Annotated in this window: 18 protein-coding genes and 1 pseudogene; 11 read left to right on the forward strand and 8 right to left on the reverse strand. The window is 59.8% G+C overall.

All coding sequences use genetic code 11. The features are described 5' to 3' along the window. Positions 1–43: 43 nt before the first annotated feature. From J3P73_RS31490 to J3P73_RS31520, 8 genes and pseudogenes are all read left to right on the forward strand, one after another. Entirely contained in the window at positions 44–1645 is a 1602-nt protein-coding gene (locus J3P73_RS31490) for a tyrosinase family protein (RefSeq protein ID WP_207580161.1), read from the forward strand. Beyond that, a complete protein-coding gene (locus tag J3P73_RS31495; protein ID WP_207580162.1) occupies positions 1642–2577 on the forward strand; it encodes a DUF2182 domain-containing protein in 936 nt (311 codons plus the stop codon). Before J3P73_RS31490 ends, J3P73_RS31495 begins: the two co-directional genes overlap by 4 nt. A 648-nt stretch (positions 2578–3225) precedes the next feature. Further along, a pseudogene (locus J3P73_RS38360) lies at positions 3226–3720 on the forward strand (DEAD/DEAH box helicase family protein); the annotation flags it as partial. A gap of 3 nt (positions 3721–3723) precedes the next feature. Continuing rightward, the gene (locus tag J3P73_RS31500) at positions 3724–5778 is read left to right on the forward strand and encodes a DEAD/DEAH box helicase (protein ID WP_245002769.1); all 2055 of its coding nucleotides are present in this window, start codon (positions 3724–3726) and stop codon (positions 5776–5778) included. Between the two features lie 115 nt (positions 5779–5893). Further along, on the forward strand, positions 5894–6244 hold the full coding sequence (locus J3P73_RS31505; RefSeq protein ID WP_130658285.1) for a transposase: 351 nt from the start codon (positions 5894–5896) through the stop codon (positions 6242–6244). Continuing rightward, positions 6241–6585: an IS66 family insertion sequence element accessory protein TnpB gene (gene tnpB / locus J3P73_RS31510; protein ID WP_003592504.1), complete on the forward strand. Its 345-nt coding sequence runs from the start codon at positions 6241–6243 to the stop codon at positions 6583–6585. Before J3P73_RS31505 ends, tnpB begins: the two co-directional genes overlap by 4 nt. A 74-nt stretch (positions 6586–6659) precedes the next feature. Then, positions 6660–8252: an IS66 family transposase gene (tnpC, locus tag J3P73_RS31515; RefSeq protein WP_207580070.1), complete on the forward strand. Its 1593-nt coding sequence runs from the start codon at positions 6660–6662 to the stop codon at positions 8250–8252. Between the two features lie 46 nt (positions 8253–8298). Beyond that, positions 8299–8724, forward strand: a complete 426-nt coding sequence (locus tag J3P73_RS31520) for a hypothetical protein (RefSeq protein WP_207580164.1) — start codon at positions 8299–8301, stop codon at positions 8722–8724. Positions 8725–8731: 7 nt separating this feature from the next. On the opposite strand, the gene J3P73_RS31525 is transcribed toward J3P73_RS31520, so the two are convergent. The 3 genes from J3P73_RS31525 to J3P73_RS31535 all read right to left on the reverse strand — a co-directional run bounded on the left by J3P73_RS31525 (position 8732) and on the right by J3P73_RS31535 (position 11898). Beyond that, complete coding sequence (locus tag J3P73_RS31525) at positions 8732–10195, reverse strand: hypothetical protein (protein ID WP_207580165.1); 1464 nt, start codon at positions 10193–10195, stop codon at positions 8732–8734. Then, positions 10192–11175, reverse strand: a complete 984-nt coding sequence (locus tag J3P73_RS31530) for a nucleoid-associated protein (protein ID WP_207580166.1) — start codon at positions 11173–11175, stop codon at positions 10192–10194. Before J3P73_RS31530 ends, J3P73_RS31525 begins: the two co-directional genes overlap by 4 nt. Before the next feature lie 387 nt (positions 11176–11562). After that, the gene (locus J3P73_RS31535) at positions 11563–11898 is read right to left on the reverse strand and encodes a helix-turn-helix domain-containing protein (protein ID WP_130688988.1); all 336 of its coding nucleotides are present in this window, start codon (positions 11896–11898) and stop codon (positions 11563–11565) included. Between the two features lie 97 nt (positions 11899–11995). Here J3P73_RS31535 and J3P73_RS31540 point away from each other — a divergent pair, with 97 nt between their 5' ends. Then, the gene (locus J3P73_RS31540; RefSeq protein ID WP_207580167.1) at positions 11996–12886 is read left to right on the forward strand and encodes a LysR family transcriptional regulator; all 891 of its coding nucleotides are present in this window, start codon (positions 11996–11998) and stop codon (positions 12884–12886) included. A gap of 268 nt (positions 12887–13154) precedes the next feature. Continuing rightward, complete coding sequence (locus J3P73_RS31545) at positions 13155–14075, forward strand: ArdC family protein (protein WP_207580168.1); 921 nt, start codon at positions 13155–13157, stop codon at positions 14073–14075. Positions 14076–14138: 63 nt separating this feature from the next. Here the strand turns inward: J3P73_RS31545 and J3P73_RS31550 are convergent, their stop codons facing one another. The 3 genes from J3P73_RS31550 to J3P73_RS31560 form a co-directional block, all read right to left on the reverse strand. Next, positions 14139–14384: a WGR domain-containing protein gene (locus J3P73_RS31550; protein ID WP_130826787.1), complete on the reverse strand. Its 246-nt coding sequence runs from the start codon at positions 14382–14384 to the stop codon at positions 14139–14141. Between the two features lie 123 nt (positions 14385–14507). Next, positions 14508–16193: a type IV secretory system conjugative DNA transfer family protein gene (locus J3P73_RS31555; protein ID WP_207580169.1), complete on the reverse strand. Its 1686-nt coding sequence runs from the start codon at positions 16191–16193 to the stop codon at positions 14508–14510. Then, positions 16190–16501 (reverse strand): mobilization protein, encoded by a 312-nt coding sequence (locus J3P73_RS31560; RefSeq protein WP_207580170.1) that lies wholly within the window; start codon positions 16499–16501, stop codon positions 16190–16192. The genes J3P73_RS31555 and J3P73_RS31560 overlap by 4 nt, the downstream gene beginning before the upstream one ends. 285 nt (positions 16502–16786) lie before the next feature. On the opposite strand from J3P73_RS31560, the gene traA reads away from it, so the two are divergent. Further along, complete coding sequence (gene traA, locus J3P73_RS31565) at positions 16787–20074, forward strand: Ti-type conjugative transfer relaxase TraA (protein WP_207580171.1); 3288 nt, start codon at positions 16787–16789, stop codon at positions 20072–20074. 463 nt (positions 20075–20537) lie between these two features. Here traA and J3P73_RS31570 read toward each other — a convergent pair whose 3' ends face one another. Beyond that, positions 20538–22265 (reverse strand): ankyrin repeat domain-containing protein, encoded by a 1728-nt coding sequence (locus J3P73_RS31570; RefSeq protein ID WP_207580172.1) that lies wholly within the window; start codon positions 22263–22265, stop codon positions 20538–20540. Between the two features lie 17 nt (positions 22266–22282). Next, the gene (locus J3P73_RS31575) at positions 22283–23797 is read right to left on the reverse strand and encodes a trypsin-like serine peptidase (RefSeq protein ID WP_207580173.1); all 1515 of its coding nucleotides are present in this window, start codon (positions 23795–23797) and stop codon (positions 22283–22285) included. Positions 23798–23799: the final 2 nt, after the last annotated feature.

Here is a 23799-nt window from a genome sequence, read left to right on the forward strand (position 1 = left end):
CTGCGGACGGCAATTCTCGATCGTTTCCTGGGAGGATAGTGCGATGCGCAAACGTGAGAATGTCTTTGAGTTGGAAAGTGACTGGGCCGACCCGATCCTCTGGTATGCAAGGGGCGTCAAGGCGATGAAGGCCCGCAAGCTGGAAGATTCGACAAGCTGGAACTTCTATGCGGCGATTCATGGGATCTGGCGCGGGCTGTGGGATTTCTATCAGATCACTGACAGTGCCGACGCGGCCCCCAATGCATCCGACACTTCAACCTATCTCGACCAGTGCCAGCACCAAAGCTGGTATTTCCTGCCCTGGCACCGCGGATATCTCCTTTCTCTGGAAAACATGCTCCGGCGTGAAATCGAACTGCTTGGCGGGCCCAGTTCTACTTGGGCGCTTCCCTATTGGAACTATTTTGGAACCGATCAGAACGTCTTGCCACCGGCATTTCGCACGGCTGATTGGCCGGATGGCGTCGGAGACAATCCGCTGTTTGTCGAACAACGGTGGGGGCGGCTCAGCGGCAGCACACCATTCGATGTCAGTTCGCAAACCAACCTGAATGCGATGCAGGATCCGGAATTTACCGGACCCGGTGGCGGGGGCAGCGCCGGCTTCGGTGGTGTTGAAACGGGGTTCAGTTGGAGCGGCGATGAAAGCGGCGGAGTCGAATCGGACCCGCACAACATGATCCATGTGCTGGTCGGCGGCGGTCATCCAACCCTGGTTTTCCCGCCCGGCTCACCTCAAGCCGGGCGTCCCTTGCCGGGCCTAATGTCGAATCCTCTGACAGCAGCGCTCGATCCGATCTTTTACCTGCATCACTGCAATATCGACCGGCTGTGGGAGAGCTGGAACAAGTTTCCCGCAGGCAAGCCTTCCGCTTCGCCGACGGATTGGCAAAATCCGACAGAGCCCAAATGGTTGGATGGACCGGCGAGAATCGGTGAGCGCGAATTTGCAATGCCGAAGCCGGACAAGACAAAATGGGTCTATACTCCGGTTCAAATGCAGGACTTGGCCAGTTTGGGCTATGAATATGACGACCTGACACCTGGTGCAGAGGCTGAGCCCGTCGTCACGGTCGCCGTGCGCATGGAGAGACTGGGCATCGCGGGGAGTTCCGTCGTCGCCACCGGAGGTTTGGGCATGCCGACACAGAGCAAGGTGGAATTGGTCGCAGCCAGCGACAGCGGAATTTCGCTCGCCGGTGACGGCACCATGCGCACCTCTGTCAAGGTGGAGCCGGATGCGAGGGCCAGGGTGAGCCATAGCCTGAGCGCCAACAGGACTGCGCCGACTGCGCCCGACCGCGTTTTCCTCAATCTCGAGCATGTTACCGGCTTGCATGACGCCGTGATATTCCAGGTCTATGTCGGGCTGCCCGAAGGGGCCGATCCTGCCGGAAACAAGAAATACCTGGCGGGCAGTGTCGCACTCTTTGGTGTGACGCAGGCGAGCGATCCGGCAGGCAAACATTCCGGAAACGGCATCACATACAAATTGGAGATCACAGACATTGTCGACAAAATGCACCTCGATGGCGAATTTGACGTCGCTCGCCTGCCAGTAAGTTTTGTCCCGCTCGAAAACATCCCGGATGCGGCGAGTATCAAGATTGGCCGGATCAGCATCTATCGGCAGTTCGAGTGAGCGTCCTGCGCTGCACCTCTCTTGTGGTGCGCGAGTGGCGCCGCCTTTTTGCGCCGCTCGCATTGGCTGCCGGCATGGCATGGGTTCTCCTGGCTATCGGCGGCGACAGCATGTCGATGCCCGCAATATGTTCGGCTGCTCTGGTCTGGTCCGCCCCTTCAGCTGACACCTACGCCTTTTTCTTCAGCTATGTTTCGCCGTTGCAACTGGCCATCAGCTGGGCGTTCATGGTGATAGCAACGATGCTGCCCGCCCTCTCGGGTCCACTGAGGCATGTGCGCGAGCGCAGCTTTTGGCGCGTGCGACCGTGGGCCCAGCTGCTGTTTGTCGGCAGTTATCTCGGCATATGGATGCTGGCGGGTATCCCGCTTCTCGGCGTTGCGATTACGCTGCGCCTGACTTCATCCAGTCCCACACTGCCTCTGGTCGCGTGCCTGATAATCGCGTTTATCTGGCAGATTTCACCCTGGAAGCAAGTCGCGTTGAACCGGTGTCATCGCCGTCCCAGCCTGGCCGCCTTTCCGCCGGCTGCATATGGAAATGTGCTGGCATGGGGGATGACTTATAGTCTCTGGTGCATTTCAAGCTGCTGGGGCTTGATGCTGTTGCCATTGCTTGCGCCGTCGCACCATCTGCCACTTATGGCAATTGTCGCCCTCTACATCTGGATTGAGCGATTGGAGCCCGTCTGTGCGCCTCGCTGGCAATTCCGGGTACCTTCAAGAACCATAAGGCTGATCGTCCGGATCGCTGCGGGATGGCGGCAAAGTCCTGGCATTGGCCGCGAAGACACATCTCACCGCAAAACAAGTGAGCCGCGCTTCGCTGGCGATGCCGAGAGAGATCCACTACTGGCTCAACCTCTTTTCACATCGCCGGCAAGACAACCTTTAGAATGGACTGCTTCAGATTACCCTCGACGACGAGGCTGAAGATAAGGCGGCGCTTGCCCTTGCTCGATGCCGCCAAAGCTGAACAAAAAAATGGAGGAATGCCTGACGCGGCTGTGTGTGCACGCTGAACGATCCTTTATCGGACAGCCCCTTGTTCGACGCCAGCGGCGGAGTTGAAATCAACCAATAGAGCAAACACCTGATGATGTCAGCTGTCGTCAGCGGCAGTCTTGGGTCCGAAGTTGATCTTTCGATGGTCGTGTAGCGCCTTCATTATGGGCTCTGTGTTTTGAACCATCTGGAGCAATGATGGGTCATCGGTTCAGTTCCCTTCAAGAGCAAAGGGCGGATCTGGTCGCGACAGCACACCGATCGGCCGGACGAGCAGCGCATTGATCGCGCCCGCCTTTCGTTCCAGCTCAGAGTTTGATCGCATTCGCCGACGCTGTGCAGTCATCACGCGCAACCGCTTATTTTCAAGAAGAATGCATGACAATCCAGGTTGTTGATCATATCGTTAAGCGTCCTGAGGTTTTAGTATTGTAATTCTAATCGATCGGGAAAACCGTCGCATATAGGGGTGGTTTGAAAGGCTCTCGTCTTTCTCAACCCGTTTGGCGTCACGGGTTCCAACCCTTCTGAGGCTCCTGGATGACGCAATCATGTTTTGAAGCGATGTCGGAAGCGATGTCGATCCGTCTTGAGCATCGCGACGAGACGGGGAAGGTCAGCCGCGCCGGTCTGAGGAAGACGCAGTTGGCGGCGGCATATGCGGGGGCCGCGCACGCCCTTCATTCTCAAGAGGCTGCGACGATCGCTATGCCGACCGGCACGGGCAAGTCAGCGGTTATGATTCTGGTTTCGGCGCTCGTCAAGGCGCGACGTGTCCTCGTAATCGTTGCGTCCGCACGCCTTCGCGAAGAGCTCGCGGAAAAATTCAGCGAAGTCGATCCGTTTCGCAGGCTGGAGATGCTGAAGAGCAAGATCGCGCCGAGGGTGAGGCGGGTCTATAATCGCATCACAGACGAGGCCGGCTGGCGGGCGCTTGATGAGGCCGATGTCGTTGTCGGGCTGCCACAAACCTTGAGCCCCGCCTACAAGGGCGTTTGCCCGCCGCCGAGCGGCTTTTTCGACCTGGCTTTGATCGACGAGGGACACCATGCGCCGGCGGAAACCTGGCGCAAATTGATCGAGGATCTCGGGCCGATACCGAAGATCCTCTTTTCCGCAACACCCTACCGGCTTGATCGGCGCAGGATGCCAGGCCCGATCATTCATACCTATTCGGCGCGGGCTGCCTACAGAGACGGTGTCTTTGGAAAAATCGTCTATCATGCCGTCGCTCCGGGAGGCGGCGAGACGCCGGATCAGGCCATCTGTCGCGCCACCTTGGCCCGGTTCAAGGAAGACAGCGAGAAAGGTCTCGATCACCGATACATGGTGAAGGCGTCGACCAGGCGGCGCGCGCAAAAATTGAAGGAACTTTACGAAGCAGAAGGCGCGCGCATTGCGGTGGTCACGAGTTCCTACGCCAAGAAGACGAATGACCGGGCAGTCGAAAGGCTAAGAGCAGGGGAGCTTGATGGTCTGATATGCGTGCGAATGCTGGGTGAAGGTTTTGACGAGCCGAGACTCAAGATTGCTGCCCTGCACGATCCTGACAAATCCCTGCCGATCACCTTGCAGTTCATCGGTCGGTTCGCCCGAACCACTGAGAAGAACATAGGTCAGGCGAGCTTTCTTTCGGTCGCGGAAGTCACCCATGTGGTTGATGACCTAAGAGCGCTCTATCGGCGCGATTCGATCTGGAATGAGATTGTCGCCTCCCAGGCAGATGGCGCAATCATCGGGGAAAAGGCGCATGAAGACTATGCGGACCGGATCCGATCGACCGGAAGGGTCGCAGCCAGAGAACCGCTGAGCGAGGCCTTTTGGGAGCAGCTTCGACCGCGGCAGAAAGCCGATGTGTTCGATTGCAGGGGTGTGCAGATCGACATGTCGAAGATGAAAACCGCATTCGACCGTCTCTACTTGCATTATGCACTCGAAAACGAAGACACGGCAATCCTGGTGACCGAGAAGCCCGGCACGCCCAGCTGGCTGGTCGGCGATGCCATCGCGACAGAAAGCGTCCATCTTCACTTGGCGTATTACAGCAAGAGCTGTGATCTGCTTTTTTTCCATGCATCCGCCGACGATGTTACCCTGCGCGATAACTGCATCCGCGCATTGGCAGGTAAATCATTGCGAGGCGTTCTGTTTCGCGATCTCGCTCGCGTGTTTGCGGGCACCAAGCTCCTCGCCCCCTTCAATGTCGGCTTGCGCACCAGGCAATATGGCGATGGCGCCGAGAGTTATCGCTCCTCCGCAGGCCGAGCTGCGGGAGATGCATTTGGCGCAATGGAAGCGGTTCGCTATGTGCGCGGCCATCTCGCAGCGAAAATCGACGACGATGAAATATTGGGGATGAGTGAATCGTCAAAGCTGTGGGGCGGGCAAAATGTCTCGGTGCAAGAATTCGCGCAATGGTGTGAACGGCTCGGAGCGGCGATCCGGTCCGACAACGATCCGAGGGGCAGGCGAGGCTATTTCGGCGTGCCCTTTGTCGTTCCGCTCAGCGAAATTCCGGCGAGGGTCGTGGCGGCCGACTGGCCTCTCGATGTCTATTCGAAACCACTCACGCTCGTTCGTGTTTCCGAAGTTCCGGTCACCTCGACCAGGTTGCAGGATCCGGCAGATGAGGTTTCGCCGGTCCCTTCTCCGCTGTCGCTGCTGCTTGATTGTGCAATCGAAATTGCGTCACGCCCGCAGCCGAGCGATCAGATGAGTCTGCGGATCCGCTGGGCCAGCGGCTATACCACGGTCAGCTACCAGCCGGGTGCGCGCCAGGTTTTTCGCGCCACCGAGCGAAAGAGCGGAACAGGATTTGTCCCAACGGATCAGCTGCTGGTGAGGCGTGGTGGCAATTATGAAAAATTCCTGGACTTCATCAATGCGCAACCGCCAACCCTCTATTCCATTGATGGAGCGATCATCGTGGGGGCGGAAGGGACCGAGCCGCTGGCGGAACTGCCGCTCGTTCCTTCTGAGGAAACCTTCGTCGAGAAGATCTGGCCCGCAACGGTCGATATCAGGAAGGAACGTTTGTCCGACGAGTTCCCGCGCAGAATCGAAAGCATACAGGACGAGATCGCGCGTGAGCTCATCGCTGAAGACTTCGATGTCGTCTTTCATGAGTAAGCGACAAGCTGACCCCATCTGGCGTCGGTAGCGTTGGCCGCTGTATTTCGGACAGACGATTCACAAACTGTGAGCTTCTATGTCTGCGCCTAGCTCTGGAACTAGAAACTTCCATATGATCGAGGCTGTTCCGGAACGACTTGAGGGCGCCCCACGGCAATTTCGGCGCCGCTGGTCCGATGATTTTAAAGCGCGGGCTGTGGCTGAGGCAATGGAGCCCGGCGCAAGCGTCTCGGCCATTGCGCATCGCATCGGCATACATCCCTCGCAGCTATTTGGCTGGCGTCGTGATGCTCGTGACGGACAACGATCCTCCTCGCAAGATCGGGCTGGTCAGGCAGGGACCAGGACGATTGGCACACGTGCGATGATCGAGCTTGTCATCGGCGACGTCGTTATCCGGGCCGACGCAGATATCGGCGAAGCACAGCTGCAGCGGGTGATCCGAGCGGTGCGATCGGCATGATCCCGTCCGGCGTGAAGGTCTTTCTTGCGAGCCATCCCATCGACTTCCGAAAGGGGCCGGACAGCTTGCTTTCGCTGGTACGGGATGCTGGCAGTGATCCGTTCAACGGTGCACTTTATGTCTTTCGGGCCAAGAGAGCAGACCGAGTCAAGATCGTGTGGTGGGATGGCTCCGGCGTTTGCCTCTATGCGAAGCGGCTGGAAAAGGCCCAGTTCTGCTGGCCCCGGATCGGCCATCATCGCGTCCAGCTCAATCATGCCCAGCTTCTGGCTTTAGTCGACGGAATGGACTGGAAGCGGGTTCGATCCACGCCGGTGAAGCCTCCCGAGATTGTTGGGTAAAACCGCTGCGGCGAAGTGAATCAGGTCCCTGAAACCATGGGCGGAGCGCGGCAAAATATGCTCTGATCATACCCATGACGCGGCCCGAGATTGAGCTCCCGGATGATGTAGAGGCTCTCAAAGCCATGGTCCTTGCCATGGCCGCAAAAGCAGCCCGCATCGAGGCTTTGGAGAAACAGGTTGACGATCTAGAGGCCCGCAACGCGGACGCCGATGAGCGCATCGAGCGGCTGACGCAGATCCTGAAGGCTTTCGATCGCGCCCGATTTGGCCGACGCTCGGAAAAGCTCGGCTCATCCACCGTCGATGACGAGCAGCATGCCTTTGTCTTCGAAGAGATCGAGACCGGCATTGCGACGATCAAGGCTCAGGTCACCAAAGGCCGCGGTAGCGCGGACAGCAAACGCACTCCGAGGCCACGCAAGGGCTTTGCGCCTCATCTTGAGCGCGTCGAGGTCGTGATCGAACCGGAAGAGCTTCCAGAACATGCAGGTAAGACCAAAATCCTGATTGGAGAAGACGTCTCCGAGCGGCTGGATGTCGTGGCAGCGAAGTTCCGTGTCATCGTCACCCGCCGGCCGAAGTATGCCTTTAGGAACGAGGATGGTGTCGTCCAGGCGGCGGCTCCGGCACACATCATCGAAGGTGGCATTCCGACGGAAGCACTTCTGGCCCAGATCGCCGTTTCCAAATATGCCGACGGGCTGCCACTCTATCGCCAGGAAGCCATCTACGCACGCGACAAGGTCGAACTCGACCGCAAGCTGATGGCTCAATGGATGGGCAAGCTGGGGTTCGAGCTCAATATCCTCGCCGACTACATCCTCGATGAGATCAAGAAGGCCGAACGGATCTTTGCCGACGAAACGACCTTGCCCACACTTGCTCCTGGTTCCGGATCAGCGAAGACGGCATGGCTATGGGCGTACGCCAGGGATGACCGGACTTTTGGGGGCAGCGGTCCACCGATGGTAGCCTATCGCTTCGAGGACAGTCGAGCCACCGAGTGTGTCGCACGACACCTGAGCGGCTATCGTGGAATCCTGCAGGTCGATGGATATGCCGCTTATAACAAGCTCGTCCGGAAAGATGGAGGCAATGACAGCGCCATCCTGGCCGGCTGTTGGTCACACAGCCGGAGAAAGTTCTACGAGTTGCATGTCGCAAAGAGCTCGAAAGTCGCTACAGACACCATCGAGCGTATGGCTGGGTTATGGGAGACCGAGGAGCGTGTGCGCGGCCAAAGCCCTGAAGCTCGTGTCGCTGCACGCCAGGAGATCTCCGCAGCGATCGTCCGTGACCTCTTCACTCTCTGGCAGGCGACCCTGCCGCGGGTCTCTGGAAAATCCAAACTCGCCGAGGCTCTGCGGTATGCCATCTCACGTCGAGACATCTTCGAGCGCTTCCTGACCGACGGCCGCATCGAACTCGACTCCAACATAGTCGAGCGAGCAATCAGACCCCAAGCGATCACGAGAAAAAATAGTCTATTCGCTGGAAGCGACGGTGGCGGCCGGACTTGGGCGACCATCGCGACGCTCCTGCAAACGGCAAAGATGAATGCCGTCGATCCGCAAGCTTGGTTGACCCAGACGCTTGAGCGCCTTGCGAATGGATGGCCCAGCAGTGAAATCGACGCGCTCATGCCATGGAACTACACCGCCTGAACGGCCCCGGCTTGTCGCTTACTTTCATGACGATGGAAGCGGTGAATTGGCTGATCTGATTACAATTCGCCAGATTGCATCGGAGGGATTGCTGCAGGATGTCGAGATCACCCTTTGGCATGCCAAATACTCCGGTTCTGACGATCCCGGGCGGCGACTGCAGGATCAGTATGAGGTGCTCGGTCAAGCCATCAAGAGTGGACGTCGCCTGACCTATTCCGCGGTACGGGCTCATATCGATCGGCGCCATCAGAAGGGCGGCCACCATAAGTTTCTGGCGGGCGACATCGACATGATGCGTCTGCTTCTCTCTGGCGATGCGATGCAGAAATATCTCTATCGCATCAAGGTCGTGCAGCCGGGAACGTCGATTTCAAAGGTGTCGGCCGACATCAAGCAGATCGTTGCAGCGGCCGCACACCTGATCGAGTACGGTGGATTGAACAGGTTCGAGTATATAGCCAGTCCTTGACGCGATTTTAGGGTGCAATCCGGGCGTCTATCGTGTTCCAGGCTGTCGGCAACCAGTCATGCACGGTGACGAGAACCGGATCGACGTTTGCTGCGGTCCAGCCGGGTGCTGCGACCAGAAGCAGGTAGTAGATAGCGAAAGCATACATGACGATCACGATCGGCAAGGCGAGCCGATAAACCCATCGGGCCTTTGCGATCGGACGTTCGACAAGATGTTTCCAGTCGTCGTCCGATAGGAAGGCGTAAAGCTTTGTGCGCCATTCGCGCCGACCGCGATCGGCAAGCCAGTTGAACCGCCAGTTCGAGGCAGTCGTGATCAGAATGCTGGCCGACAGCACAACCGCAGCAGCGACAGTCACCCAGCGGAGCACTTCGGCGGACGAAATTTGCGAGCCGGTCGGGCTCTTGAGCGCGAGCACGACGCCTGCAAGCGCGAAATCCCGCCAGAGCGCCCCCAGGAGATCACGCGTCGCAGCCTGGGCCTTGGCAACTTCCTCCTGCAGTGACTTGCGCAAATCCCCTAGAGCCTTGAGCGCATCCTTGCTCTGGTCCTGGAGGTGGAAGTTGAACGCCTCGCGAGCGCTCGCGAGGCTTCCTTTCAGGACCGTCAGCAAACCGTCGGGCCACTGCGTCGCCTCCCGCCAGTCCAGCGACAGATGGTTGTTCAGAAACTGGAATTTCGTCTCGGTCTCACGCGGTGTGCCATAGACCCACCGGGCAGCGTCCATGAGGACCTGGAAAGCGTCGCGGGGCCATCCGGCGCGGGGATCCGCGATTGGGATGGGGGCCGACCGCGGCCCTTTCAGAACCACCTGTTTTTTGTTGTTGTCGCTGTCGCGAATTTCCGACGGCAGCGACAGGGCAAGCCTGTCGATTGCAACCTCGCGCCACGAGGCGAAGACCCCGGAATCGTCGGGGACGGGCTCGCGCAGCAACCACGGTTCGATACGGTCGGGAACCGCACCGGACGTCAGATCCCGCACGAGTTTTCGGGGCTTGTCCGGGAGGAAGGTTGCGTCCTGATGCGAGCGCGGACCGTTCCATGGCGATACGCTCAAGCCTTCTGTTTGAAAACCGGCGAATTCGACAGCGATCCAGACCGCGCGCGCAGCAGATAACCATTGTGGATCCTTCAGCGCCTCCACAAAGCTCCGTTCGGTTAGAAAATAGGAAAAGTCAGGCTCGACGTCCTTTGTGATTACGAGGGCGACTTTCTCCTCGCCGATGCTGGCTACCGTGGCGCGGGTTAGATCAATCTCATCCTGAATTTCTCCGAAGAGGCGAACCCGACCGAGGGACTCGCTGATGCAGAGACTGGCCAGGGCCACAATCGCGTCCAGGCGGTGAGCGCTGTTGCAGGACGTGTGATCAATGCGGCATTCGTTCGCCGTTTCAGAAATCTCGCTACCCGGCGTTCTTGCCAGTTCGTCCAGTAACGAACGTGCCCGAGGACCGAACGTGCTCGTCATTGTTCGGTCACCCGGCGTGTGCGAATGATGATAGTCGTCCACCCATCCTTTGATGTCTGGCTGAAAGTGGAAAGCGCACTTTGTGGAATGACCAGGCGGATCCCTTCATTGGTGACGTATTTCCGAGGTCCCCCCGCCGGCAATGCGTCCAGATCATAGTTGAATGCTTCGCCTGCGATTTCGCGCCGCTCCAGCTCCTTATAGAAAGTCGCCTTTACCTCGACGCTCCCATGGGCCCCGAAGAAATCGCTGAGAAATTCTTCTGCCTCGAACGAGCCTCTTTTCTCCGCGATTTCCAGCAACCGTGGTTTGACGCGTGAGGTAATCTCCGGCGGTAATTCCAGTTGATGTTGCTGCACCGTCTTGAGGGTCGAGTCCAGGATTTCGCTGGTGATCTCGGTCTCGGTGTGTCGCCGTTTCACTCCGAGAAATTTCTCGAAGAAATCCGATATCCCGACGCGGCTATTGCGGTCGATGATGGCAAGCTCGCCACCGTCCTTTGTCAGTTCGATCAGCGCAGACTTCTGTAGGGCTTTCGGAGATTCGGTGAAACTGTTCACGACATCTCTCAGCGTGGCGACGGCGTCTCCAAGGTCAAAGGCAACGACCTTCTCGTGGTCGTACTTTATCAACGAATAGAGCTGCCGGTTTCCCGTCCGCAAGGCAATCATGATGAATACGCCGCGCTTGATACGGTCGTCTTCGCTGTGAAGCCTTTTGGCAAGCAGTTGCGAGACATCAACAAACTGGTCAGGGGGACCTGCCACGGCCGCGAGGTTCGCACGCGTGACGGAATCTGGCAGAAAGACATAGCGATTTCCTGCGAGGGTATCCGAAATTCTGTCCAGGAAGAACCGCTCGAACTCTCCTATTGGTACCTGCTTCAGCAAGATCGGCTCTGCCGCGCCATGATGCACGACATGGAAGATGAAGTTGGTAATTTCCAGCTTCTCAATCTCTTCTTTTGTCAACGAAGGCATTGTCCGACCCTGGATCAGGAGTTTCAAAGAGGTTTTCGTGAACCGCACGAGGCGAGATATAGGTATGGCGCAGAGGGGAACATACATGTTTGGCGATGAACACGCTATCGTTGCATCCACGCTTTCCGCCTGAAGCTTTACCGGGGAAACACGGCATCTCGGATAGGTCTTCAGGAACGGAGGTGTGATGCGGTGCCCGCCGACGCCCGGCGTCCTGGGCTAGGAAGATCGCAATAATGTATCGAAGGGAACTAGCCGGCAGGCGAAGAAGGAATACAAGCGTTAACAGACACATAGCTGTTCACGCAAGGCTTTGCGGCTCGAATCCTTTCAAGGCGACCAGCATTGGTTTCGGGGACGACAAAGAGCACCTCCGCGTCCGAAATATTAACGCCGTGTTTTTGCTGCTACGATCGCTTCCGCCTGTATGATGCATAGCTGTAGTTCTTCGAGCGTCATACCGTTTGCGGCATTCGCGAATCGCTCCAAAAGATCGGACATTTCAGCAACGGCGTCAGCGGGTTCTGTAACGCCTAGTAGCCAATTCGGTGTTGTTCCCAGTGACGACGTTATCCGTAGCAGCGTTGCTAGGTCGGGTTCTCTTCGGCCCGCCACGTAGTGAGCATATCGGCGCTCATCGAGGCCAACTCGCCTAGCGGCCTCAGCGTTCGAAATGCCTAGCTGTTCAGCTCTTTCGCGAAGCCGCTTTGACAGAATATCCATGGGAACGATTTGTTCCCCATTGATAACGATCTGGCCACGAACGTTATGTAGTGATATAACTACATCTTGTAGTTTCCAAATTTGATAGGTCGTGTCGATGGAATTACGCCAGCTCTCCTACTTCGTCGCGGTGGCCGAGGAACTGCATTTCGGCAGGGCGGCTGCCAAGGTGCGCATCGCTCAGCCGGCACTCTCCAACCATGTGCAGGCGCTTGAACGGGAGCTCGGCTGCGCGCTGTTCATCCGCTCGACCAGACGGGTGGAACTGACCAGGGCAGGGGAGATCTTCTATGAGCGCTGCGTCGGGATCCTGAGCGAGGTCGATCTGTCCGCCGAGATCACCAGGGCGGTGGCCGGCAAGACCATCCGGCAGATCAGGATCGGCACCGTCTACCCCGCCACCACCGGCGTGCTGCCGGCGTTTCTGGCCAAGATCGCCCGCAAGTATCCGGATATCCGTATCCATATATCAAGCGGCAACACCGGCGACATCATCCGTGGTCTGGAGAACGGCCAGATCAATCTCGGCTTCATCAGACCGGTGGAAAACATCGGCTCGTTGCGCTTCGCCTCGATCGCCCATGAGCGATATCTGCTGGCGGTCGCCAGGACCAACCGGCTGGCGGAGCAGGCGGAGATTGCCATCGACGACCTGCGTTCGGAGAAGATCATCGCCTTCAATCGCAAGAACCTCTCCTACACAGAGCGGTACTTCAACGAGAAGTTCGAGGAATACGATCTGACCCGCAACATCGCTTATAGTTGCGACGACACCTATTCACTGGTGTCGCTGGTCTCGGCAGGCCTTGGCATCGGCTTTGCGCCGGAATGGACCGAAGGACTGCCGAACCGGGCCTTCGAGCTGAAGGCGGTCAGGGGCATCGACTTCCGGATCGGGCTTGGGGTTGCCTGGAGCAAGGACGATCCAACCGCCTCGCGCGACGACATCGTCGACATCGCCCGCTCACTGGCACGGCCGGGCAGGTAAGCGATCTTCGCTGCGGTTCATCTGTGACGCGAGCGGCGTGACGCCGCCTCGCGGATCTGCCACGTCTGCCTCCATCAGAACCTCCCCTTAGATTGCGGCCATCGCGTCCTGCCCCGGCTTTGGGTCCTGCCAGGCTCGCGCCGCCGGCAACGGCTTTGCCGTCCTCCACTGCGTTGCGGCCCTGCGGGTGCAGGCAGCGCTTGCCGCCCGGCTTTCGGACCGCCGTAGCAGGTCGCGATGGCCGCGACCTCGAAACGGAGGTTCCAACATGAGCAGGCAGCAAAGCAATCAACGATCCGATATCTACAGCCGCATCACCAACACGATCATCGCCGATCTTAAGCAGGGCGTGCGGCCATGGACCAGACCCTGGACGACGGGACATGCGACAGGTGAGGTCAGCCGGCCACTGCGCCACAACGGCCAACCCTATTCCGGCATCAATGTCCTGCTGCTGTGGTCGCAAGCCATCGCCCGCGGCTTTGCCTCATCACGCTGGATGACGTTTCGCCAGTCAATCGAACTTGGTGGCGCCGTCCGCAAGGGCGAAACCGGCACGACCGTGGTCTTTGCCAGTTCGTTCATCCGCACCGAGACGACGGAGACAGGCACCGAGATCGAACAGGATATTCCATTCCTCAAGACCTACACGGTGTTCAACACCGATCAGATCGCCGGTCTCGACGGCCGCTTTGACGAGATCGCATCTGGTGAGGATCCGATGAGCCGCATCGGCGATGCCGGCCGCTTCTTTGCCAATACCGGCGCGCTGATCCGGCATGGAGGATCGGCTGCCTATTACGCCGCTCAGCGTGATTACATCCAGATGCCATGCCTGGATGCCTTCCGGGACGATGCGTCTCACGTCGCCATCCTCAGCCACGAGATGACGCATTGGACCGGGGCACCGCGACGGCTGGATCGCGATCTCAGCCGCTACGCGAAAGACCGGAGCGACCGTGCCCGCGAGGAGCTGATTGCCGAACTCGGCAGCGCGTTTCTCTGCGCCGATCTCGGCATCGTCCCAGAGCTCGAACCACGCCCCGACCACTCAAGCTATCTCGATGGCTGGCTCAAGGTTCTGGGTAACGACAAGCGCGCCATCTTCTCGGCGGCAGCACATGCGCAGCGGGCGGTCGATTACCTGCATTCCTTGCAGCCCAAACTCGACGAGGAGGAGGCGGCGTAAGCCGCCTCTTCCTTCACTCATCCGTCTTTTCCTTCACTCAGGCATGAGAGACGCGGATGCCGATCACTGCAGCGGAAGGTAGCCTCGCGCGCGCTTCTTGCGCAAAAGGGCAAGCAGGAGATCGACGGCTTTTGCCTCGCTGTCGAAGACATGGATCTTCTGCTGCCCGCGGCTGCCGATCCGTCCCCAGCTGCGCACCAGCGATGTCTCGCCGAAGAGGTTCGGCTCGATCGACAGCGCATAAAAGCGCGCCATGTTTTTGTCGGGCTCTCTGCGTTCGATATAGAGACGATAGGGCTGAACTGTCATGACGGCAGGATCGCAAAGACCAGTTGCTCGCGTCCAACGACATTTGTGAATCGATGAGGCCCGATCGATTCATCAGGGTGATGTGACCGCCTGGCTCATCTCTCCTGCCTTATCTCTCCTGGCTTATCTCTCCTGGTTGGCAAACAATCCGACGAATTCCGGATCGGCATAATAGCGCAACTTTGTCGCAATAATCGGCCGCTGACCGGCGATAAACAGCAGCTCGGTCTCGGCATGCATGTTGCGGACTTCGTCGGGCGTCAGCAGCGGCCGGCCGACGTGCTGCTCGGCAAAGGAGAGGCCGCTCTTTTCCGAATCGAGCGCGCGTGCGGCCGTGTTGAACACCACGGTCTCCTTGCCGAGCAGATCGGACACCAGACGGGCGCTGTCGTGATCATTGACGCCGAACACCTGCAGCACGCCGGCGTTGGACAGAAACGTACCGGCGCGCTGGCGATAGGTGGCGCGCAGCTGATGAATGTCCTGGACGATCGGCCAGAGTTGCACACCGTAACCTGCCATCAATCCCATGGCCCGTTCGATCGGCGCCAGATGACCAAGGGCGGCGAACTCGTCGAGCAGATAGAGAACAGGTGGCGCAGATGGATGCGGCGAGGGGGCCGTTCGCGCCATCTTGGTCAGACTCTGGGCCACCAGCAATCGCAGCCAACGCGAATAGGCCGCAAGCCTGTCTGGCGGCAAGACCAGGAAGACGGTCGCCTTGTTTGCCTTCAGATCACCGAACCGAAAATCCGATCGTGACAACACCTCGGTCATGCGCGGACTGTCGAGGACATGCGTGTGCCGCTGGGCAGCCGATAACACGCCGCTGGCCTCACGGTCCGACTTGCCAAGATGACGGTTGGCGGCCCGCGCGATCAGTCCGCTGATCGCATCATTCCCCTGCATCTCATGAAGCAGATTCTGGAATGCCGCCGGCGCCATCGTCAGCAAATGCCTGAGCGTGGTCAGCGTGCGCTTGTCGTCTGGCTGGCTGGCGATCACATGCAGCAGCAATCCCGCGATCAGCGCCTTGGCTTCCTCGTTCCAATGGGCGTCACCTGAAAGACCGGGTTCGTCGAACACCAGCGCGTCGGCCAAGGTGGAGACGTCTTCGGCAACGTCGATGCCGGCAGGATTAAAACCGTCCATCGGATTAAAGGCAGCCGTTGGTCTGCCGGTGATGCCGAACGGATCGAGGATATGAACCGGCCCGAAAGTCTCTCGTGCATCACCGGCGATCTGCGCATTCTCGCCCTTCGGATCGATGCAGATGATCGAGCGGTCGGCGGTCAGAAGGTTCGGGATGATGGTGCCGACACCCTTGCCGCTCCGCGTCGGTGCCATGGTGAAGAGATGAGCCGGTCCGCTGTAGCGAAGAAGTCGGCCGGAGTTGTTCGCACGGCCGATCAGCAATCCGCCTTCTGCCTTTGTCAGAGGCGCGATTTCTCGCGTACCTGCGAACCGAGCCGTCCCGTGCGTATCGGCGTCGCTCGCTGTGCCAAAATGCGTGATCAGCGGCGTCGACAACAGCCGAATGAGCAGCACGATGGCAAAGGCCATCACCACCCAATCTCCGATATGCCAGATGACGTCACCCCTGTGGCCGCCGAGGATCACGCGTCTGAGGTAGTCGATCCCGAAGTAGACGGTGAACACGACAAACAAGTAGCCGGCCGCACCCATGACAAACGACTTGGCATATCGCAGCGGAAAGGTGATGAACGCGACGATCGCCCAGAGCGGATCGCGGGCCGCCATGCGCATCATGTTTGCGAAAGCAATCTTGATCTGGTTGGCATGGATCATGATGCCGCGCTCCCGTTGCCGATATTGCCGAGAGACGGCTCATTTGCCTGCGGCTTCAGCAGATCGTCGAACAGATCCCGGTCGCCATCGCGTGTGAGGAATTTTGGCAGTTCGGATCTGAGCCAGGCTGCCAGTCCTCCGCCGATCTGCACATCGCGATCATTCTCCAACCGATGCAGCACCAGTGCGCCGATCAGCACCTTGCGGCGCGTATCGATGGCACGCTCCTGTTTGCCGAGCCGGATCTGCAATGTCTTGCGCTGCGCCTCGAGCTGGGCGAGCCGTTCGCCGATGGTTTTGCGTGCCATGATGATCTTTCTCCCTTGTTCCCATTGAGCCATTGGCCGCGGCAATGAACGGATGGTCTCCGCTGCCGGCGTGCCTCGATCGAGGTTGTCTCGAAGAGCGGCACTTCGAAACCCGCAAATCTGCGCGTGGAAGCGACCGGGTGAACGGCTTACGAGGTCATCGGGAGATTGCCGCGTGCTCCCACCAGTGCCCGAAGGCGCGAAGCGACGAAGGCACAAGGGCGCACTTACGAGTTGCGGGGCAACTCAAAGCGCGGGCCGCGGCCCGCTGACCAAGGACAAGCGATGGCGATTTATCACTTCAGCATGAAGCCGATCGCCCGCAGTGGCGGGCGCAGTGCTGTCGCCTCGGCCGCCTATCGCGCCGCTGAGCGCCTCACCAACGAGCGCGATGGGCTGACGCATGATTTTAGCAACAGAACAGGTGTCGAGCATGCCGAGATCGTCTTGCCGGCTGGTTCTTCTGCTTACTGGGCGATGAAGCGATCGGCCTTGTGGAATGCCGCCGAGCGTGCCGAGAAGCGCAGCGATGCCCGTATTGCCCGGGAATTCGAAATCGCGCTGCCGCACGAACTGACGCCGGATCAACGCCTGGTGCTGACGCGTGCCTTTGCCGAAGATCTCGCCAACCGCTATGGCGCTGCCGTCGACTTTGCGATCCATCGGCCAGGTGAGGCAAGCGATATCCGCAACAGCCATGCGCATCTGATGATGACGACGCGTGAGGTGAGGGAAACCGGTCTTGGCGACAAGACGCTGCTTGAGCGGGAGAACAGATGGCTTCTCGCCAACCACCTGCCGCCATCGCAACTGCAGCTGAAGGATCTCAGACAGGCCTGGGAGCATCTTGCCAACACGCACCTTGAGAGGGCCGGCCTCGATATCCGTATCGACAACCGTTCGCATCTGGAAGCCGGGATCACGATCGAGCCGACCGAACATGTCGGTGTGCATGCGACTGAGATCAATCGGCAGGGTGGGGCAGTCTCGCGCGTCCGCATCTCACCGCAATCGGCCGACCGAAATGCCGAGACCATTCGGCGTCGGCCCGAAGAGATATTGCGGCTGATTACCAACGAGAAGAGCGTCTTCAACCGCTATGACATTGCCAGGGCTCTGCATCGCACCATCAACGACGATCCGCAGACCTTCCAGAACGCTTTTGCCGCGGTCATGGCGTCGAAGGCTCTGGTCGAGTTGAGGCCCGAAAGCACGGGCCTTCGCGGCCGTGATGGCGAGGCACGCTATTCGACGGTCGAGATGGTGGCGATCGAGGGCGTGATCGCCAGCAATGTCATGGCGATGAAGACGCGCCAAAACCACGGTGTCTTCAAGCGGCATGTCGATGCGGCCATCGCCGATCAGGACAGATCGATCCAGGCGGTGAGTGCGTCACCGGCGCAGGGGCTGTCGGCGGAACAGCGCCAGGCGATCGAGCATGTCACGGCTCCCGGTCAGATCGCCGTGGTGATCGGCTTTGCCGGTGCCGGCAAGAGCACGATGCTGGCAGCTGCCCGCCAGGCCTGGGAAGCGCAAGGTTATCGTGTTCATGGCGCGGCTCTAGCCGGCAAGGCGGCCGAGGGCCTGGAGCAATCGTCCGGCATATCGAGCCGTACCTTGGCGTCGTGGGAATACAGCTGGCAAGCCGATCGCAGTCGGCTGAATGCTCGCGATGTCTTCGTCATCGACGAGGGTGGAATGGTCGCAAGCCGTCAGCTCGCCCACTTCGTCGACGAGGTCAAACGGGCCGGCGCCAAACTCGTGCTGGTCGGCGACCATGAACAGCTTCAGGCGATCGGAGCGGGCGCACCGTTCCGGGCAATCGCGGAGGCGGTCGGCCATGCGCAGCTTTCGGACGTCCGACGGCAGAAAGCCGATTGGCAGAAGCAGGCGTCGATCGACTTTGCCTCGCATCGGACCGCGGAAGGGCTCACGGCCTACAAGGCACATGGAAACATCCAGCTGAAAGCGAACCGCGCTGAAACGCTGAAGGCGATCATTGCCGATTACGTCGCTGACCGATCGGCACATCCCGACGACACGCGCATTGCGATGGCCCATCGACGGATAGATGTGGCTGCCATCAATGCTGGCATTCGTGCCGCGTTGCAGGCGCGCGGCGAGCTCGCAAACAGCACCAGCACCTCGGATGATCGAGGTGAGGAACTGAGCTACCAGACCAACAATGGGAAGCGATCCTTTGCACGTGGCGACCGCATCGTCTTCCTGGAGAACAATCGCGACCTCGGCGTCAAGAATGGCATGTTGGGCGAGGTGATCGCCGTCGCGCCGGACGCAATACAGGTTCGGCTTGACGGCAAGGCGCAGACGCAAGATGGGCAGCGCCAGGTGACCGTACCGGTCAATCGTTACCAATCCTTTGATCACGGCTACGCCACGACGATCCACAAGACGCAAGGCGCCACCGTCGACCGGAGTTTTGTCCTCGCTTCGACGACGATGGACCGGCATCTGACCTATGTGGCGATGACCCGTCATCGTGAAGAGGTGCAGCTCTATGCCGGGCTCGATGCATTCAAGACGGAGCGCGCCCTGACGGAGGCACTCAGCCGCTCAGGCGTGAAGGAGACGACACTCGACTATACGCATGACTTTGCCAATCGGCGCGGCATGGAGGATCGCCGGGGGCAGGGCGAGAGTGATGTCGTATCTCACGAAATCAGCAAAGGGATACAGCCCATCCCGGACACGGCGGTTTCGAAGCCAATGCAAGAACCGCAGCCGCTCGCAGCCCGCAGCATCGCCGATGGCGGCTCTGTGCACCAGGACCGCAGTGACGGTGAACGCGACGATGAACGCCGCGTGCTCATTGCGGCCGTGAAGACCTATGCGATGAGCGTCGAAGAGGTTGGGCGGTCAAAGGCAATGGTGGCATTCGAACGAGATTGGGAGGCGGCAAAGCAGCTTGCACCGCAGGTGTTCAAAGACGCGCCAGCGGCAATGGGAGCCTTGCGCGGCCGCATCCTTGACGAGAACTGGGATCCGGTCGCGCTCGCCGGACAACTCAGCGCTTCGCCCGAGACGATCGGTGCGCTCGCCGGCAAGACCGGCCTGTTCGGAGATAACGCCGAACGCAAACACGCGCTCGGTCGGATCGATGCGCTGGCCTCGCATGTTCGCCAGTCCGCCAAGACCTGGCAGCGTCGCCTTGCGGCCGAATGCGGCTCGGAGCGCTGGAAGCGAGAAAAGCAGGATGTGGTCGAGGTTCTTGGGCCGAGCCGCCGGAGCGAGGCGCTGCTGCGCCAGCTCGACGATCTCCCCTATGCCGACAAGGGAAAGTTCGCCGAGCAACTGGCGGGGACACCGGAGGGCCGTCGAGCGCTTGCCGAGGCGAAGGACATCGTTACTGCGATCGAAACGCGCTTCGGTCGCGCCGATCCCGCAGATCTCGCAGATCAGCTGAAGCGAATGGGTCCCGATCAGGCTGGGGACATCGAGCGGATCCGCCAGGTCGTCCGCCTTGCGGACCGTAGTCATCGTGCAGAACTCACGCAGCAGATGGAGTTGGAGCGCTCGCTCAGCCGAACCAAAACACTGGGTCTGGGAATGTGACTTGGTGCGCAACGACTGGCGTTGGAGTTCAAGCCGATAATTTTCCCTCGGGCTCGAGATCACTGTCGTCGAACCCAAGATCCTCTTCTAGGGTGGTCTTGATCAGGACACGATCGTCATTTGCGGGCAGCGTACCTCTGCGAAACCATCGTTCAAACGCAAAGTCTGCCGAAGGGCGGAGCGAATATTTCGAGACGCCCTTGGGCGATGGCCGGGGCGAGCGGACCCTCGCCCGTCGCACCATTCTATCCAAGGGCGAACACGTTCCTCATCGGTGTGGCCTGCGCCGCGTCGTTCATGACGCCCAAAAATTCAAGAAGCAAGTCCGTGCTCTTTGGGGCCAGTCCGTTTTGCTTCAGGTCCCGCAATGTCAACCGGCGCGGAATATTCCACGCCGAAAACACGAATTCATCGCATTCACCTCGGAGCTTGGCAACCTTGGCAAAATTCGGCGAGTGTCATCTCATTGGCAGGGCTCGGGGCGGTTAAGGGCGGAGGCAATCCGATTAGCCAAATTTGCGTTTGAAGAGCAGGACTGATCACCCGGAATAACTAGGGCGGCCACTGACCTTGGATCGCCACCGCCGTTATCCACGCGGGACAACTCGTTCTGCAGAGCCGCCTCGCGTCCTGCGATGTGATGATCGGCCAGCGCCTGGTAGAGGTCCTGGCGGTCTTTGGGGGTGCCCGCCTGTTCACGGCCAATCTTGGCCGTGCAGTCATAAGCCTCGCCCTCGCTCTCGGATGAAGACTTGAACGACATCAGGCGCACGACGATTGCGAGGTCACGCTGTCCGATATAGTTGCAAAGGCGTGGAGCAGTACCCCCCATTTCGTTGAGGGTCGCAAGGACATCTGGCAGTATATCGGTATGCGTGCCGGCCATCAGCACCTGGTCGACAGGCTCCGGCCAATTCTTGTTGTAGTCATGGGTCGTGAACGAGGCACCGGATTTAACCAGATTTTCGAGGACGCGGCGAAATTGCGCCGCACCAATGGCGGCAGCTGCATTCTCTCGCGCAAAGAGGTTATCGAGCAGCACCGCGATGATGTCGGGCTGAGGACCATACGCATTGGTTTGAACGTCCGCCCTGGCGCCACGATCGAGTGTCAGCTCCAGAAGATCGAGATCCACCCGCGCCGATCGGACTGTTCCGTATTCACCGACGCCAACGATACGCGCGATCAGGGGGTAGTCTTTTGGGATTGCTGCACCATGGGCGAGCAAAAACCGCAGCTCCGCACCCGATGCTTCCATGAGAGCGGAGCCAACATCGGTGAGCACATCGCGGTCTTTGACGAGCATTCGGAGCGCCTCGACACCCTTTTCCGGATCGCCCACCAAGGCGGTGGCCTCGATCCACGGTGCAAGCGGCTTCGATGGATCGCGGGCCGTGATTAGGAGCTTGATCGCCGACAGCGCAAAGTCCGGCGTTCCGACCCGGGCCGCCTTTTCGGCGAGCTCCGCGGTAGCGCCGTCGCCGTGCGCCAGGGCAAATCTCAGGACGTCGAGGCGGCGCGCGTCGATGGCCACCTCGGCCAGCGAATCCCAGCGGCCGTCCAGTGCAGCTCCGCGTTCACCCATTTTTCCGATGAACGCGACGACGTCAGTTCCGGGCGGCGCTGCCACGGTCGCCAGCATGACCGCCGTGCGTCGGCCGTAATACATACTGCTCGGCGCTTGTTGTTCGAAATTGGCGAGCTCGTAATCGGGATCGAGCGAGCGGCGGTCATATATCGCCACCACATCGTCGAGCTTGCCCGTATTGATCAACTGCCCCGTCGCCGTGTCGAACGCCTTCAGAGCAGTGTCGATCTGAGTCTTCATTTCCGTGTCCCGGTCGGTAGCGTAGTCGAGCGCGGTCTTCCCAAGGCTATTCTTGGCGGCGAAGTTGACGTCCAAAGCCAGCAGCTCGCCGGCGATCGCGCGGTTATTGCTTCGGGCAGCCCAAATCAGTGGCGTGTTGCATTCCGTATCACGGGCGTTGACATCGGCGCCCTGATCCAACGCCGTGCGAAATGCGCCGAAGTCGGAATGTTCTGCCGCACTAAGCAGGGCAATGCCTGTGGCCGCGGCCGATGGCTTGCACGGTTTCCCATCGGCGGCGTCGGCCATTGCGCTGCCGAGCACGATTGACCCAAGGGCAACCACGTTCGCTACCCAAAGTATCCGTGTGAGCTTGGTCCGCATGGTCGCGCTCCTCGCGTTCAATTCAGAATGGCGAGGTCAGTGGAGAGTGGAGCGACGCCCCGGTTCACCAGGCCCAGCAGTTGCGGATTGGCGCAATTGTCGCTGCTGCCCGGATCGATGTGGCCCACATGAACCCCCACCAGCGCGACGTCATCGCCCGAGATGCGGAACAGCGGGCCGCCACTGCTGGCGAATTCCGCCTGACACGGATAGGCCAGACAGTTAGGCGGCGGCATCGCGCCGACGATGCACGTGCGCGACGCGTCATAGGCCATGAAATTGGTCCACGTCCCGCCGCGAACCAGCCGGTCGTCGGTGACCTGCGGGTACTGGTTGGAATCCATGAGCGCGGTGACCGAAAACGAGAACAGCACCAGGCGGTCTCCCGTCTTCGGAGCGGCGATGGCGGGGACCGACCTGTCCGGAGTCTCGCCGTCGATGTGGAAGAACATGTAGTCGTTGCTCGTATCGTTCTCGTTGTAGATGAGTGGGCCAGGCACGAGGTGAGGATCCTTTGGCTGGCCTATTTTGAGCAGCTGAGTCGGATTGTCGAACGGAACGAAGCGGATCTCAGCGGGGTCGAGCGTTACCCAGGTGCCCTGCTTTTGCTGGAAGCCACAGTGGCGGGCTGTCATCAGCCACGCTTTGGCGACGCGTACCGCAGTACAGTAGACCCGACTGTCGGCAGGGTTGCTCGCCTCGTGGAAGAGGATGCCGCTGACCGCCGTGATCTTGCTGAGGACGGCCGGCGCCAGTTTGGGTGCAGCGTCGGATGGCTGTGCGTAGCTGCTCGAAGTCGATACCGTCGCAAACGCCAGACAGTGCTCCACATAGGCGTGAAGCGCGGCATGGCATTGCCCGTACTTGGCGTCGGCCGAGAAATGACAGGGCCAATAGTAGCCGTCCCTGAATGGCAGCAGACCGTCGACAGCCGTCTGGCAGCTGTGCGAATAGGCGTCCTGCGTGGTATCCGTCCGTAGGAACCGGACGGCCGGCGGAGCCGCTTCGGCCGGAAACTTGACCAAGTCGTAGAGCCCGCGGAGGGCACCGCTCGCCCCCTCGGGGCCAACGATCTGCTTGACGGCATCGGACGGATCGAAATAGGGGAAGTCGGGCGTGCTGCCGATGGGGATGCCCGGCCAGTTACTGCCTCTATTACCGATACCGACCGATGTTCCCAGAACGTCCTTGAAATCGAGATTGTAGCCGGGCGTGCCGGGGGGGATGTTGATCAAGTCGACATCGGCGATGCTGCGGATTGGAATCTGATTGAGAACACTGGGGGATGACGCGGCAGCGCGGCCTATCGTCCCAACGGCGCCGTTTGAGTAGAGCGGCAGAGCAGTGCTGCCCGAGTAACCCCAGGCCGAGCTGGATCCAGACGACGCCGAATATGAGCCTATTGAGCCCGGTGCAAACGACACGCTCGGCCCCGGCGTACTGAAGCCTGACGGTGCTCCAGTGGAGCCCTCCTGTGCATCGGCTGCGGTGGAGAGCAGGATCAATGCGACGACAAGCGCGAAATGACGCATGA

The sequence above is a fragment of the Rhizobium ruizarguesonis genome, from assembly GCF_017357285.1.
GTDB classification, from domain to species: domain Bacteria; phylum Pseudomonadota; class Alphaproteobacteria; order Rhizobiales; family Rhizobiaceae; genus Rhizobium; species Rhizobium ruizarguesonis.

Excerpts from the sequence above, each read along its gene's own strand:
- J3P73_RS31490 (WP_207580161.1), top strand. The coding sequence starts at position 44 with ATGCGCAAACGTGAGAATGTCTTTGAGTTGGAAAGTGACTGGGCCGAC.
- J3P73_RS31505 (WP_130658285.1), top strand. The coding sequence starts at position 5,894 with ATGATCGAGGCTGTTCCGGAACGACTTGAGGGCGCCCCACGGCAATTT.
- tnpB (WP_003592504.1), top strand. The coding sequence starts at position 6,241 with ATGATCCCGTCCGGCGTGAAGGTCTTTCTTGCGAGCCATCCCATCGAC.
- tnpC (WP_207580070.1), top strand. The coding sequence starts at position 6,660 with ATGACGCGGCCCGAGATTGAGCTCCCGGATGATGTAGAGGCTCTCAAA.
- J3P73_RS31525 (WP_207580165.1), bottom strand. The coding sequence starts at position 10,195 with ATGACGAGCACGTTCGGTCCTCGGGCACGTTCGTTACTGGACGAACTG.
- J3P73_RS31530 (WP_207580166.1), bottom strand. The coding sequence starts at position 11,175 with ATGCCTTCGTTGACAAAAGAAGAGATTGAGAAGCTGGAAATTACCAAC.
- J3P73_RS31535 (WP_130688988.1), bottom strand. The coding sequence starts at position 11,898 with ATGGATATTCTGTCAAAGCGGCTTCGCGAAAGAGCTGAACAGCTAGGC.
- J3P73_RS31540 (WP_207580167.1), top strand. The coding sequence starts at position 11,996 with ATGGAATTACGCCAGCTCTCCTACTTCGTCGCGGTGGCCGAGGAACTG.
- J3P73_RS31545 (WP_207580168.1), top strand. The coding sequence starts at position 13,155 with ATGAGCAGGCAGCAAAGCAATCAACGATCCGATATCTACAGCCGCATC.
- J3P73_RS31550 (WP_130826787.1), bottom strand. The coding sequence starts at position 14,384 with ATGACAGTTCAGCCCTATCGTCTCTATATCGAACGCAGAGAGCCCGAC.
- J3P73_RS31555 (WP_207580169.1), bottom strand. The coding sequence starts at position 16,193 with ATGATCCATGCCAACCAGATCAAGATTGCTTTCGCAAACATGATGCGC.
- J3P73_RS31560 (WP_207580170.1), bottom strand. The coding sequence starts at position 16,501 with ATGGCACGCAAAACCATCGGCGAACGGCTCGCCCAGCTCGAGGCGCAG.
- traA (WP_207580171.1), top strand. The coding sequence starts at position 16,787 with ATGGCGATTTATCACTTCAGCATGAAGCCGATCGCCCGCAGTGGCGGG.
- J3P73_RS31570 (WP_207580172.1), bottom strand. The coding sequence starts at position 22,265 with ATGCGGACCAAGCTCACACGGATACTTTGGGTAGCGAACGTGGTTGCC.
- J3P73_RS31575 (WP_207580173.1), bottom strand. The coding sequence starts at position 23,797 with ATGCGTCATTTCGCGCTTGTCGTCGCATTGATCCTGCTCTCCACCGCA.